Raw genomic sequence first — 15,537 nt, forward strand, 5'->3', positions numbered from 1 at the left:
ACTACAGTGTGATCAATCAAGTAAAGAGGTGTAACATGTTATTGATATAAATGACTACCAGCTTCTTTAAATTCTTCTGCTTTCTCTTTCATTCCTTTTTCAATTGCTTCTGTCGTTTCTAAATCATTTTCTTTTGCATACTCACGAATATCATGTGAAATTCTCATACTACAAAACTTCGGTCCACACATTGAACAGAAGTGAGCTGTCTTTGCCCCTTCTGCAGGCAACGTTTCATCATGATATTCCATCGCACGTTCAGGATCTAAAGATAAATTAAATTGATCGCGCCAACGGAATTCGAAGCGTGCTTTTGAAAGTGCATCATCACGCTGATGAGCCGTTTTATGTCCTTTCGCAAGATCAGCCGCATGCGCTGCAATTTTGTACGTAATAACACCCGTGCGTACATCATCTTTGTTTGGCAAACCTAAATGTTCTTTCGGCGTTACATAACAAAGCATCGCTGTTCCAAACCAGCCAATCATAGCAGCTCCAATCGCCGATGTAATATGGTCATAACCTGGTGCAATATCTGTCGTTAGTGGCCCAAGTGTATAAAACGGCGCGCCCTGACAAATATCAAGCTCTTTCTCCATATTCTCTTTAATTAAGTGCATCGGTACGTGTCCAGGTCCTTCGATCATAACTTGCACATCATGTTTCCAAGCAATTTTGGTTAATTCACCAAGTGTTTCAAGCTCAGAGAATTGTGCTTCGTCATTTGCATCTGCAATCGATCCTGGACGTAATCCATCTCCAAGAGAGAACGAAACATCGTACTGCTTCATAATTTCACAAATCTCTTCAAAATGAGTATATAGGAAGTTTTCTTTATGATGGAATAAACACCACTGCGCCATAATCGAACCACCGCGCGAAACGATACCTGTCGTACGCTTTGCCGTGATTGGAATGTAACGAAGCAATACACCAGCGTGAATTGTAAAGTAATCAACGCCTTGCTCCGCCTGCTCAATTAACGTATCACGATATACTTCCCACGTTAAATCTTCTGCAATTCCGTTTACTTTTTCCAGCGCTTGATAAATCGGTACAGTTCCAACTGGTACAGGCGCGTTACGAATAATCCACTCACGCGTCGTATGAATATTTTTACCTGTAGATAAATCCATAATCGTATCTGCACCCCAGCGCGTTGCCCATGTCATCTTCTCTACTTCTTCTGCAATCGAAGAAGATACAGCTGAGTTTCCGATATTCGCGTTTACCTTCACATGGAAATTACGCCCGATGATCATCGGTTCAGCTTCTGGATGATTAATATTCGCTGGTAAAATAGCGCGGCCTTCTGCGATTTCCTTACGAACAAACTCCGGCTCTACCCCTTCACGAATCGCAACATACTCCATCTCAGACGTAATAATGCCATTACGTGCATAGTGCATTTGCGTAACGTTTGCACCTTGCTTTGCTCTAAGTGGCTTGCGATCCATCTGCGGGAAAACAGGTGTATGTTTCGAAGCCACTTTCACACCGTCATCCTCTGGTTTCACTTCACGCCCTTCGTATGCTTCTACATCACCACGCCCCAGAATCCAAGAATGGCGCGGCGTTGGAATCCCCTTTTCTAACTCCACTTTATACTCAGGATCCGTATAAGGGCCGCTCGTATCATACACACGAATTGGCGGATTTGGAACGCCATTCGTTTCGCTTTGTTCAATCTCACGCATCGGTACTTTCATGCCTTCTCGTGGTCCATCCACATATACTTTCTTACTCCCTGGTAAACTCGATTTCAATTCAATTTGCTCAGCTGAAACAGATTGTTTCATAAATTTTATTGCCCCCCTGTTCGTGACAAGGACGAGATATGGCCAGCGCATGCCAAAATAAAAAGAGCCAGGTCCATAAAAAAATAAGGACCTGGCTCATAAAGACATCATTATGTAAAGCCGTTAACTTCCCTACGCTGGTACGAGCCAGATCAGGTCCAAAGGGTTAAGAAGTTCACGCGCTTCTCTCTCAGCCTACGCATACGTTAGGCACCCCTAGTTTATCACTGATTTAATTTTCAATACTTTCCCATCATACACCATAATCTGAAAAATTCAAAGCTTATTTCTTTTGCTCTTTACGGAATCATCCACGTTAAATAATACGCCTGCACATACGTCATAATACCAACAATAATTACGAAGAATAAGCTATGCTTCACTGTAAAACGGAACAAATCCGATTCTTTTCCAGCAAGACCAACCGCTGCACAAGCGATCGCAATCGACTGCGGGGAAATCATTTTACCTGTTACACCGCCTGTTGTATTTGCTGCAACGAGGAGCACTTCAGATACGCCGACTTGCTGCGCTGTAATGGCTTGTAAATTTGAGAACAGTGCATTCGCAGACGTATCAGACCCTGTTAGGAATACGCCAATCCAGCCTAAGAATGGTGAGAAGAACGGGAATAGGCCGCCAGTTCCGGCTAATGCTAACGCTAACGTGGAAGATAGACCAGAATAGTTTGCGATAAATGCAAACCCTAGTACGAATCCGATAGATAGAATTGGCATTTTTAATTCGCTTAACGTTTCTTTAAATGTCAATACTGCATCTTTTACATTCATTTTCAAAATAAACATGGAAATGATACACGCAATTAAAATCGCTGTTCCGGTTGCCGATAATACATCAAACTTCAAAATTGCCTCGTAAGGCGTTGGTTTATTTACAATTGGCTCTGCTTTCATTACTAGATTATGCAGACCTGGAATTTCAAACTTAAATACAAGACTTTCTAAAGCCCCTCCTGGAGTGAATAATGCCTTAAAGAAACTTTGGCTCCAAATGACTACCATAACCGTTAATACGATAAATGGGGACCATGCCTTCACTACTTTTCCAAACGTTAATTTCGGCATCGATGCCGCTGTCGTTGTTGCTGCTACTTCACTATTTACTTGCCCAGATTGATAAATTTCTTTCGGCTGCCAAACTTTTAAGAACAGCGCTAAACTAATTAAACTTACAAGTGCCGATGTAATATCCGGAAGTTCTGGTCCTAAAAATGTCGCTGTAATGAACTGCGTAATCGCAAATGAACTACCCGCTACAAATAACGCAGGCCACGTTTGTCGTATCCCCTTAAATCCATCCATTAAAAATACGATAAAGAATGGCACAAATAATGATAGGAACGGTAATTGATGCCCAGCCATTTGTCCAATTTTATGTGGATCAATACCTGTTACTTGTCCAGCGACTGTAATCGGAATTCCCATCGCTCCGAACGCCACTGGTGCAGTATTTGCAATCAAACAAAGACCTGCTGCGTATAAAGGATTTAACCCAAGTCCCGCAAGAAGTGCTGCTGTAATCGCTACTGGTGCCCCAAATCCTGCCGCTCCTTCTAAAAATGCTCCAAATGAAAATCCAATTAAAATAACAAGTAGACGATGATCGTTCGTAATCGATAATACCGATGCACGAATCACATCGAATTGACCTGTTTTCACAGAAATTTTATATAAAAATACCGACATAATGATAATCCAAGCAATTGGCCATAATCCGTATAAGAAACCATATCCGGTCGCTGCCATTGCCATCGTGAACGGCATTTTATAAGCGAATAACGCTACTAAAACTGTAAGTACAACTGTAATAAATCCTGCCACATACCCTTTCATGCGGAAAACTGCTAAAGCTAAGAAAAAAAAGATAATCGGAATAAGTGCTACCGCTGCCGAAATCCAAATGTTTCCGAATGGATCATAAACTTGTGTCCATGTGTTCATTGTTCTCTCCCCCTAAAGAATCCCCTTTTAAATAGAATAACCTCATCAATAGACTATCAGGTCATCATACCTTTAAGTCTAAAATAAAAAAACGTTTAAGAAAACGTTTTCAACAACTTTCATTTATACTGTACCATAACAATTTCCATTAAAAAAGATTTTTTTGAAAATTTTATCATTTGACGAAAAAATCTTACAAAATCGTCATGTTCCTGTAATGTTCATCGATAGAAAGCTTGCAAAATTTATTGCATAATAATAGTATAACAACGGACATTATTTATGAGGTGATATATATGAATGGAAACAAAATATTAGCTGCTTTATCGTACTTTAGTGTACTATTTGCCCCTATCTTATTCCCAATTATCGTTTGGATTGTGGGGGACGCTGAAACAAAGCCACATGCAAAACGTGCTCTATGGACACACATCATTCCAAGTATTGCTACATTTATCGGCGTAGCCATTTTAGGAATTATGGGCATGGGATCTGACCAAGCAGATGTAACACTTGGAATTGGATCAATGATTGTCTTAGCTATTTGCGGAATCATCAGCTTATACTACTTCATCTGGAACATTGTAAAAGGAATTAAAGTACTGAAAGCTTAATTTTAAACAAACGTTTGTTTAAAAAAGGACCCTTGCAAATTGCAAGGGTCCTTTTCCTAATTCGTTCACTTTATCTTCTGCGTTTCTTCTTTTTTCTCATCATTTTCTTTCGGCGCGTATTCACTTTATCCGCTATAATGTGAAGCGTACTTGCCACAACAATTCCCATTAAGAACGTTACAATTTCAACCTCATGTTTCTTCGCAATTTCTATTAAATTACCATCCAGTGCGATTACATTTAATAGAAATAAAAATGGAGAAAAGACGATTAACATGTACGCAATACGAATCACATCACCAAGTATAATCGTATGCGTAAAGAAAGATCGATGCGGCATTACTTTTTTATAAGGATACCAAAATATACGTAAGAAACCCCATTTGTTATAAGCATTACTGTACGTATCTAAATCTGGTGTTAAAAATGAAGTACCTACTAAAAAACCAATTGCAAAAGTTAATAAAAAATCAAAATTTGTTAATCCATACGAAAAGAGAAAAAACAAAACAACCGGAAGGGATATTAAGTTTATTTTCGTATGCGTTCTTCCTGATGGCATAATGCACTTCCTCGCTTACGTTCGTCCTGTCACCTTATGACAGGTTTCACCTATTGACCTAATTTCTGATCGATAAATGTTGTGTCTATATCCGAACCAAACCATTCTGCCAACTTCACTCGTGCCTTATCTTTCACATCTTCATTGACGTATAACGACACCTGTATTAGTGCGGCCGTTAACGCCCCTAAATCATCCGTATAGCCAATTCCAGCAATGAAATCTGGAATCGCATCAATCGGTGCAATAAAATAAGCAAGTGCTCCAATTACAATAATTTTCACTCGTTTTGGAACATCGGGTCTTTGCAAAACGTAAAACAGTAATAAACTTGCATAAATGACCGACTCCCCAGCTTGCTTTGCAACATGTTTTACTTTCTTCCAAAACGCTTCAACTGAAAATTTTTGTTTCATGTAAAAAGCCTCCCTATTTTTAAAAAGAAATAAGCTACAATATGTTATCAGTAAAAGTTCATGGAAATTACACAAAACCTATCAATGAACTTTTATTGTAACAAACAAACCAAAAAAGAACAAGTGTTCGTTAATTTTCACACGATTTCCTTCATATAATAGATTTCTAGATAACCCTTATCCATCTTCGTTTCTTATTTCTCAACAAAGAAAATTTTCACTTCTACTTAACATTCTGCTCTACCTTTGTTATATTTTCTAGTTGACGGACATATAAACGAATGTTAAAGTTTTCTCTGGTAGTGACAAATCTTATACAAAAAATGTAAAATGTTATAGTGTTTCTCAGAAATGAATTTTGTTGTATAATACAGAAATGACGTTATGCTTATGAGCAACAAAAGAAACCAAAAGGGTATGCATAGTTATAGTCGTATATGGGTGAATATAGAACCTTTAATTATGGCCAAGAAAACTATGTATTTTTTATTTTAGCATTTTTCGCTCCAAAATCGACCAAGCCTGATAGAGAAAGGGTGGAAATGAATGAAAGAAACCTTGAAATCACAATTTCAAAATGTGCGTTTCACTGTATTCGTAGCTTTAGCCTTATGGCTAAAAACTTACCTTATTACACGCACAAGCTTTGATTTAAAACTTGAATCTTTCATGCAAGAATTCATTTTATTCCTTAGCCCATTAGCAGCATCATTACTGCTTGTTGGTCTTGCATTATTTGCAAAAGGGAAAAAACGTAACTATATAGCACTTGGAATTAATTTTGTCTTAACAATCGTTCTTGTTGGTAACGTAATGTTCTACGGATTCTACAATGACTTCGTTACATTACCGGTGCTAGGACAAACATCTAACTTCGGAAGTTTAGGTTCTAGTGTGAAAGAATTATTTAACTACAAAATTATCCTTGCATTTGCAGACATTATCGTTTTCTTCGTTCTATTAAAGAAAATGAAGAACTTTGCACCTACAGAGCGTGTAGCACGCCCGATGCGTTCTCTATACTTCGTATCAACAGTTGCTATTTTCTTCGCAAACTTAGGACTTGCAGAAGCTGAACGCCCAGAACTATTAACACGTTCATTCGACCGCGTTATGCTTGTTAAAAACTTAGGATTATATGTACACCAAGTATACGATCTTGGCTTACAAGCAAAATCAAGTTCACAAAAAGCGTTCGCTGACGGTAGTAAATTACAAGAAACAGAAAACTACGTAAAAACAACACACAGTAAACCAGATCCAAATATGTTCGGTACTGCAAAAGGGAAAAACGTAATTGTTGTCTCTCTTGAGTCATTACAAACATTCTTAATTGGTGCAACAGTTAACGGACAAGAAGTTACACCATTCTTAAACCAATTTACGAAAGAAAGTTATTACTTTGATAACTTCTTCCATCAAACTGGTCAAGGTAAAACATCTGATGCTGAATTCCTAGTAGATACTTCGTTATATCCACTAGACCGCGGTGCTGTATTCTTCACACACGGTAACAATGAATATACAGCAACTCCAGAAATTTTACGTCAGCAAGGGTATCACACGTCGGTATTCCACGCAAACAACGCAACATTCTGGAACCGTAACATTATGTATCCAGCACTTGGTTATGATCGTTACTACAACGAACTTGACTACAAGATTACGCCAGAAACAAAATTAAACTGGGGATTAAAAGATATCGAGTACTTCGATCAATCTATTGATATGTTAAAACAAGTGAAGCAACCATTCTATACTCGCTTCCTTACTTTAACGAATCATTACCCATTCACTTACGATGACAGTACAAAATTAATCGACGAATACAATTCTGGTGATGGAGTATTTGACCGTTACATGGTAACTGCTCGTTACTTAGACGAAGCAATGAAACACTTTATTGAGCGTCTAAAAGCAGAAGGTATTTACGACAACTCAGTAATCGTATTCTACGGTGACCACTACGGTATTTCTGAAAACCATAACCGTGCAATGGCACAGTTCTTAGGAAAAGAAGAAATCACTGCATTTGACCATATGAACTTACAAAAAACACCGATGTTTATTCACGTTCCAGGTCAAAAAGAAGGTAAAACAATTTCGAAACCAACTGGTGAAATTGACATTAAACCAACTATTCTAAACTTACTTGGTGTAGATTCTACAAATGACGTTCGATTCGGTCATGATGTATTCTCACCTGATAATAAAGGATTCGTTGTTCTTCGTGACGGTAGCTTCGTTACAGATAAATATATGTACACAAACAGTACATTCTATGACCGTGCTACTGGCGAAGTTGTACAATTACCGAAAGAAGAATCTCAACCACTAATTGATCGCGCCCAAAATGAATTGAACATGTCTGATAAAATCATTGAAGGTGACTTACTTCGCTTCTCTGAAAGTAATAAGATCAAAACTGGTGAAGTAAAAACAGTTATTAAAGAAGAAAAGAAGAGTGCTGAGTAATCTCAGCCTCTTTTTTTATTTTCTTCCATACAACTACTTATATTCATTAACTTTAAAATTACATAACCTTTACCAAATATTCACATAGTGTTAATGAAGAATCTCTATAATAAAATATGTAAACGAGGTTCTACATATTTCTTTTCTCTCATCCTTCGCAAGACCCCTTAAAGAAGTGTGTAAATCTCCTGCCCCCCCCTCCCCACCAGCGTCCCGCCGCACGCTCCGTTTCCACCCCCAAAACATTCAACGAGACAATGTCCCTATGAAAGATAGCTACCCTCCTTGTGCAGCATTCCATAAGAATGTTGCTTTTTTTTATTTAAAAGCAGGATTCTCATTCTTATTTTCGAATTTGTATATACAAAATGCTGTAAAGTGAAACTTTAATCAGCCCTCACCAATCGGGCAGCTACGGGCAGTTATTCGCCCAATTCACTTCTTTGCTCCACCCGAATTTTTAAGTAGGAGTTTTACTGCCCGTTAATGCGGGGTAAACCATCCTTACTTCTCTATGATTTACAAATACATATACGGTCATATGTAGAGAATTGCTTACATAAAAATTACTATAGTGATTTTTATCTCGCATGAATGAAAGTTTCACATTACTTACGTACTTACGAAAGGATGGGACGGAAATTGGCATACGAAAAATTTGTACTTTGGAATGATGAAGTTATTGATACAACAAAACAACAAACGTACATAGAACTTGAAGAGAGAGGTTCGCAGTTCGGAGATGGTGTCTACGAGGTTATTCGCCTATATAAAGGGAACTTTCACTTATTAGATCCGCACATAACGAGATTATATCGATCCATGGAAGAAGTAGAATTATCGCTCCCTTTCTCAAAAGCTGAGCTCATCACTTTACTTTACAAATTAATTGAACGAAACCATTTCCACGAAGATGGCACAATTTATTTGCAAGTATCTCGTGGTGTACAAGCTCGCACACATGTATTTTCATATGACACCCCTCCGACAATTTATGCCTATATTACAAAAAAAGAAAGACCAGCCTTATGGATTGAATATGGTATACGCGCTATATCAGAACCCGATACTCGATGGCTACGCTGTGACATTAAATCATTAAATTTATTACCAAACGTACTAGCTGCTACGAAAGCTGAACGAAAAGGCTGTAAAGAGGCACTTCTCGTAAGGAATGGTATTGTAACGGAAGGAAGCCATTCCAACTTCTTTTTAATTAAAAACGGAACTCTTTACACACATCCAGCCAATCACCTTATTTTAAATGGCATTATTCGTCAATATGTCCTTTCTTTAGCGAATACTCTTCACATTCCTGTACAGGAAGAACTTTTCAGCGTTCGTGACGTTTATCAAGCAGATGAATGCTTTTTTACAGGCACAACAATTGAAATTTTACCAATGACCCACCTTGATGGAACCGCGATTCAAGATGGGCAAGTTGGAGCTATCACCAAAAAACTGCAAAAATCTTTTAATAAAATCTTGTTACAATCCAATATGTCATCTTCTTAAACACGAATAATTTCTGTCCTTTTATATTCAATATATGCATTTAAATGGAAATCAAGGTGTAAATTTATATCTTGATTTTTTCTTGTAATCTTTTTGTCATATTCAGATTCCCACATAAGCCTTGACAGTAATCGACATGCTCTTTAGAATTTTTAACAGTTGGTAAATATTTCTTCACTACATTACAGACAGAAAGGAATCGACAAATTATGAAAAAGTATCTTGCCGGTCTTGCGGCAGTGTCTGTAGCAGGAGGAGCAGCACCTACACTTGATAGTGTTCAAGCTGCACCTGAACAAAATACACAAAAAGCTGCTACAACTGTCCAAGCTTCTGCGTCAAACAACTCATCTTATACGGTAAACACGAGCGTCTTACATGTTCGTGCGGGATCAAGCACTTCTCACGACATCATCTCACGTGTTTATAACGGTCAATCACTAAACGTGATTGGCGAAGAAAATGGTTGGTTCAAAATTAACATTAACGGAAAAACAGGCTTTGTTAGTGGCGAATTTGTATCAAAAAGTGGAGCAGCAAACAACAATGTAAGCACAGGTGGAAACAATAAAGTTACCGCTGATGTATTACGTGTACGTACAGCTCCTAACACTTCTAGTTCTGTTTCTGGACGTGTATATGCAGGACAAACATTAAACGTAATTGGACAAGAAAATGGTTGGGTGAAAATTAACCATAATGGACAAGTAGGTTATGTAAGTGGCGAATTCGTATCTGGCGTTTCTTCTAATGGGGGTTCTTCAAACAACAATACGAATAATAACAACCAAGAAGTAAAACCAGCAAGCGGAAACTATACAGTAAATGTATCTTCCCTTCGCGTTCGTACAGGTCCTAGCACTTCTCACACAACTGTAGGTTCTGTCAAAAAAGGACAAGTAGTACAAGTTGTTGGCGAAGTTCAAGATTGGTTCAAAATCAATTACGCAGGACAAACTGCTTATATAAGCAAAGACTACGTAACAAAAGGTGGTTCTAACGAAAACGTTACAGAAGGCAACAAACAAGAGCAAAACAATAATGGAACTATTCAAACTGGCGGTTCTTATGTAGTTAACGCTACATCTTTACGTGTTCGTACAGGCCCTGCTGCTTATCATAGTGTAATTGGTGGCGTTTTAAACGGTACAACATTAAACGTAGTTGGATCTGAAAACGGTTGGTTTAAAGTAAATTACCAAGGAAAAACAGGCTTTGTTAGCAGCGAATTTGTAAAATTCGTTAAAGGTGGCACTACTACTCCTGAGCAACCAAAACAACCTGAAAAACCTAACCAAGGTACAATTGGTGACTACTACATTAATGCTTCTGCACTAAATGTACGTAGCGGCGAAGGTACAAATTATAGAATCATAGGCGCACTTCCACAAGGTCAGAAGGTTCAAGTAATCTCTGAAAACTCTGGATGGAGCAAAATTAACTACAACGGTCAAACTGGTTATATCGGAACACGTTACCTATCTAAAACACCAGTTGGAGGCGCAGTAGATAATAAGCCTAACAATAACCAAAATAACAATCAAAACAATAACAACAATAATAATACAGGTAATAATAGCGGCGACAGTTCTTCCGTACTTGCATACGCAAAATCAATGCAAGGTGTACCATACGTTTGGGGCGGAACTTCTGCTAACGGTGTTGACTGCAGTGGTTACATCTACCACGTATTTAAGAAATTTGGTCATAACATTAGCCGCCAAAGTGTTGCAGGATATTGGAGTAGCCTACCAAAAACTTCAAGTCCACAACCTGGTGACTTAATTTATTTCCAAAACACTTATAAATCTGGTCCTTCTCACATGGGTATCTACCTTGGGGGCGGATCATTTATCCAAGCTGGAGATAAAGGTGTAGCAATCGCTTCATTAAGTAACTCTTATTGGAAGAGCCACTTCTTAGGATACACGAAAGCACCTTAATTAATAGTTTCAAAGCCTTCTAGTTTACTAGAAGGCTTTTTTGCTATGAGTTCAACATATTACTCCCTTTCTCCTACCTTCTCTCTACAAAAATAATGTATCCATTCTTCCATTTCATACACTTTATTCTGCAAAAACAATGCATAACGTTATCATAATGTATATATTCCCATAAAAAACATAACCTATTTCATGTCTATTTATTTCATATGTGTTTTTTTGAAGAATTTTCTTTTTATTTAAACTTTTCATTAGACGTTTGACCTCCGATGTCCATTATGATAAGTTACTTAAGATGTTATATTCGTAAACGTATAGACAACTGGTTTATACACTGTTTTTACTATGAGGAAGGAGCATACACTGCATGAATCTTTTATGGGGAATTGGCGGCGTGATTGGAGTATTAGCAATTGCATTCTTACTATCTTCCAACCGCAAAGCTATTAATTGGCGCACAATTTTAATCGCGCTAGCATTACAAATGTCATTTTCATTTATCGTATTACGATGGGATGCTGGTAAAGCAGGTTTAAAACACGCTGCTGACGGTGTTCAAGGATTAATTAATTTTTCTTACGAGGGAATTAAGTTCGTTGCTGGGGATTTGGTCAACGCAAAAGGACCTTGGGGATTTGTATTCTTTATTCAAGCACTACTTCCAATCGTATTTATTAGTTCATTAGTAGCAATCTTATATCATTTTGGTATTATGCAGAAATTTGTTAGCGTCGTTGGTGGTGCATTAAGTAAACTTCTTGGAACTTCTAAAGCAGAAAGCTTAAACTCAGTAACGACTGTATTTTTAGGACAAACTGAAGCTCCAATCTTAATTAAACCTTACTTAGCACGCTTAACAAATAGTGAATTCTTCACTATTATGGTAAGCGGTATGACAGCTGTTGCTGGATCTGTTCTTGTCGGCTATGCAGCAATGGGTATTCCGTTAGAGCACTTATTAGCAGCTGCAATAATGGCAGCTCCATCAAGCTTATTAATTGCGAAACTCATTATGCCAGAGACAGAAAAAGTAGATAATAACGTTGAACTTTCTACAGAACGTGAAGACGCAAACGTTATCGATGCAGCTGCACGCGGTGCATCTGAAGGTATGCAACTTGTTATTAACGTAGCAGCAATGTTAATGGCTTTCATCGCATTAATCGCTTTATTAAATGGATTATTAGGATGGGTTGGTTCTCTGTTCGATATTAAACTTAGCCTTGATTTAATCTTCGGTTACTTATTATCACCATTTGCAATCTTAATCGGGGTTTCTCCTGGTGAAGCTGTACAAGCAGCAAGCTTTATCGGTCAAAAACTTGCAATCAACGAATTCGTTGCATACGCAAACTTAGGACCACACATGGCAGAGTTCTCTGACAAAACAAATCTAATTTTAACATTTGCAATCTGTGGATTCGCAAACTTCTCTTCTATCGCAATTCAATTAGGTGTAACAGGAACGTTAGCTCCTACTCGCCGTAAACAAATTGCACAATTAGGGATTAAAGCAGTTATCGCTGGTACATTAGCGAACTTCTTAAATGCAGCAGTTGCAGGTATGATGTTCCTATAAACTTATATAGAGTCTTCTCTTTCTACAAGAGGAGACTTTTTTCATGCAATCCAAGCGTCTTTTATGTATCTATTAATCAATTTATCCTAAATATAAGTACATTATGATACAATAATGTTTAAGTCTTTTTATTTTTCTTATGAAAATAGAGATACTACTTGTTGTTGCCCTTCAAAAGAATGTAACGACATAGTCAATTTCTTAATAATTGCGCATACTACAAGTATCTATTGATGAAATAGCTTTAAGGAGGAAAGTTTTGTGAAAGATAAGTTCTATAAAATCCTCTCTATGTGGATTTTACAAATTGTATTTTATTTTACTACTGTACATGTGACGAAATATGAGCATGCGCTCATTTTTACAATAATATACGTAATCGTAAATGTACTATTCTTATTTTTAGCTGACAAAACAGCATTTGTTTTCTTCATACTAGGAACCATTATTTCCGTATTTTATTTGTTCTATCAAGCATGGCTTCACTTATGGAGTACATCAGATCAATGGCAATATATGATTACCCACTTCCTGATGGCAGCTAACTTCTTCATTGTATATATAACAACTCACCTATTGAAAAAAGTGATTCATGAAAATAAAACTTTAACTGAGCGTGTGAGAACATTGGAACAATATATTGGAGAATCCAAATTACTAACAAGACAAGAATTCGAGAGACGCCAAGCGTTATTAACGACTGCAATGAATCGTCGTAATGAAACAGGCGTTATCATTTACTTTGATTTCACTTCCTTTAGTAAATATACGAAGGAAAGTGTTATGGACCGTGTAGCTTCCTTATTAGTTGAAACGGTAAGGAATGATTTTGACCTTGCTGCTGAATATGATAATAATACGCTAGTTATTTTATTACAAAACACAAATGAAGCTGGTGCTGACATTGTAATGAACCGCCTAAAGCCAAAAATGGAGCAATGGCTTGCTGCTGAAGCAATCCGAGATATAAAAATTTCACGCGAGCACATTGGAAACAAAGGACAGACACTGTTATGATGACTCTCGTTATACTTCTTTTATTCCTTCTGTTTTGCGTACTCGTTTTTTGGATTAGTATCACATTTTCAATTAAATATGTACTGATTTTTACGGCCTTTCTATTCTCTGGCTTACTCGTTTACTACTCTTTCTTAACAATTGCGGGCTTAATTCATCGAAATAGCAAACGAAAAGATCGTACGCTAGAACATTATCCGAGCGTCGATATTTTCATACCTGCCCATAATGAAGGCGTCGTTATTAAAGATACTTTAGAGGCAATGGCGAAGATTGAATATCCAGGAAAGCTAACTATTTATTTATTAAATGATAACTCTCAAGATGAAACACCTGAAATCGGCGATGATTTCGACAAAGCTTATGCTCATATTCGCCATATTCGTGTTCCACCCGGTGAACCGAAGGGTAAATCACGTGTACTAAACTATGGGCTTAGTATTTCAGATGGTGAATACTTCTGTGTTTACGATGCAGATAACCAGCCTGAACCACACGCACTGCGAATGCTTGTAGAGCACGCTGAAACAACTGAAGATGCTGTTGGAGCTGTTGGACACGTTCGTACAGTAAACGAAAAGCGAAACTGGCTGACGCGAATGATTTCACTAGAATTCCAAATCTTCCAGCTCCTTATGCAATCTGGACGCTGGTTACTATTCCAAACAGGCTCACTGACAGGAACAAATATGCTTCTTCGTCGCTCCGCACTAGAAGAGCTTGGTGGCTATGATCCTTATGCAATTGCAGAAGATGCTGAATTAACATTACGAATTACACAAAAAGGTTATCTCTTACCAATCGTCCCAGAATCAGTTACTTGGGAACAAGAACCAGAGCATTTAAAAATTCTTATTAAACAACGTACACGTTGGCTCCAAGGGAATTTATATATTTTAGAAAAAATGTTCTCGTCATTAAGTTTCTTTAAAGGAAAGCTGCTTGTTCATTCCTTACAACAAGTTCTAGTGTATGTTGTATTTTGGCTATTCCTAATCATTTCAAACGTTTGGTTTGTAATTGGGCTACTCGGGATATTCCAAATTCAATATAGCATTCCGCTACTATTTATGTGGTATGTCGCATATATTACATATGTTTCTCAATTATTTAGTGCCCAGAGTGTTGAACGAACCTTTACACCGACTAATATTTTCATTAGCGTTATTATGTACTTTACGTACGCACAGCTCTTTACGTACTTATTTATTCGTAGCTTAATCTTATACTTACGTGCAAAGAGCAAGAAACAAGTCATTGGCTGGGATAAGACAGTTCGATTCAAAAAAGATAAATAATAACAATAAGCACAGAGCGCCGTATGCTCTGTGCTTATTTATTGCCGTATAAATTATATATCAGACAATACCCCTTAGCTGAAAGTAATTTCACGTCCATCCCCCAACGAACGATCGACCTTCATTTATATACGAAAAAGTGATTGCTATTTTTGTAGAACCAATTGCTTCTCTTGCTGTTCTTTGCGCGTTTCAGTCTTAGGTTCCGTGCTTTCTTGGACACTACGATGTGCCACACGTTTCAAACAAATATGCTTCCACTTTCTTTCGTAACGTTTCATTATTCTAGATGTCCCCCTTGAATGCGCTTTAAAACTATTTGAAATCGCTTACAGGAAATAATATAGCACATATATAT

At 37.5% G+C, this 15,537-nt stretch carries 11 protein-coding genes and 1 riboswitch; of the genes, 7 read left to right on the forward strand and 4 right to left on the reverse strand.

The annotated features are described in order from the left end of the window. Positions 1–38 precede the first annotated feature (38 nt). Together thiC and lldP are read right to left on the reverse strand one after the other, a co-directional pair. On the reverse strand, positions 39–1,799 hold the full coding sequence (gene thiC / locus BC_RS26060) for a phosphomethylpyrimidine synthase ThiC (protein WP_000814482.1): 1,761 nt from the start codon (positions 1,797–1,799) through the stop codon (positions 39–41). Between the two features lie 112 nt (positions 1,800–1,911). Then, positions 1,912–2,027, reverse strand: a riboswitch (TPP riboswitch). A gap of 71 nt (positions 2,028–2,098) precedes the next feature. Beyond that, positions 2,099–3,760 (reverse strand): L-lactate permease, encoded by a 1,662-nt coding sequence (lldP, locus tag BC_RS26065; protein WP_001099335.1) that lies wholly within the window; start codon positions 3,758–3,760, stop codon positions 2,099–2,101. A gap of 296 nt (positions 3,761–4,056) precedes the next feature. On the opposite strand from lldP, the gene BC_RS26070 reads away from it, so the two are divergent. Next, entirely contained in the window at positions 4,057–4,374 is a 318-nt protein-coding gene (locus BC_RS26070; RefSeq protein ID WP_001014096.1) for a DUF4870 domain-containing protein, read from the forward strand. Between the two features lie 70 nt (positions 4,375–4,444). On the opposite strand, the gene BC_RS26075 is transcribed toward BC_RS26070, so the two are convergent. Continuing rightward, positions 4,445–4,936 carry a metal-binding protein gene (locus BC_RS26075; protein WP_001139056.1) on the reverse strand — a complete coding sequence of 164 codons (492 nt, stop codon included), beginning with the start codon at positions 4,934–4,936 and terminating at the stop codon, positions 4,445–4,447. Positions 4,937–4,986: 50 nt separating this feature from the next. Then, complete coding sequence (locus BC_RS26080; RefSeq protein WP_000810367.1) at positions 4,987–5,352, reverse strand: YkvA family protein; 366 nt, start codon at positions 5,350–5,352, stop codon at positions 4,987–4,989. 546 nt (positions 5,353–5,898) lie between these two features. Here BC_RS26080 and BC_RS26085 point away from each other — a divergent pair. From BC_RS26085 to BC_RS26110, 6 genes are all read left to right on the forward strand, one after another. Further along, entirely contained in the window at positions 5,899–7,827 is a 1,929-nt protein-coding gene (locus tag BC_RS26085; protein ID WP_000665356.1) for an LTA synthase family protein, read from the forward strand. Between the two features lie 630 nt (positions 7,828–8,457). Then, complete coding sequence (locus BC_RS26090) at positions 8,458–9,342, forward strand: D-amino-acid transaminase (RefSeq protein ID WP_002195934.1); 885 nt, start codon at positions 8,458–8,460, stop codon at positions 9,340–9,342. 209 nt (positions 9,343–9,551) lie between these two features. Further along, on the forward strand, positions 9,552–11,285 hold the full coding sequence (locus tag BC_RS26095) for an SH3 domain-containing protein (RefSeq protein ID WP_000760278.1): 1,734 nt from the start codon (positions 9,552–9,554) through the stop codon (positions 11,283–11,285). Positions 11,286–11,652: 367 nt separating this feature from the next. Continuing rightward, on the forward strand, positions 11,653–12,864 hold the full coding sequence (locus tag BC_RS26100) for a NupC/NupG family nucleoside CNT transporter (RefSeq protein ID WP_001051019.1): 1,212 nt from the start codon (positions 11,653–11,655) through the stop codon (positions 12,862–12,864). A gap of 261 nt (positions 12,865–13,125) precedes the next feature. Next, positions 13,126–13,881 carry a diguanylate cyclase domain-containing protein gene (locus tag BC_RS26105; RefSeq protein ID WP_000653222.1) on the forward strand — a complete coding sequence of 252 codons (756 nt, stop codon included), beginning with the start codon at positions 13,126–13,128 and terminating at the stop codon, positions 13,879–13,881. After that, positions 13,878–15,179, forward strand: coding sequence for a glycosyltransferase family 2 protein (locus BC_RS26110; RefSeq protein WP_000988751.1), 1,302 nt, complete (start codon positions 13,878–13,880; stop codon positions 15,177–15,179). Before BC_RS26105 ends, BC_RS26110 begins: the two co-directional genes overlap by 4 nt. The last annotated feature ends 358 nt before the right edge of the window (positions 15,180–15,537 follow it).

The organism is Bacillus cereus ATCC 14579 (genome assembly GCF_000007825.1).
Taxonomy (GTDB): domain Bacteria; phylum Bacillota; class Bacilli; order Bacillales; family Bacillaceae_G; genus Bacillus_A; species Bacillus_A cereus.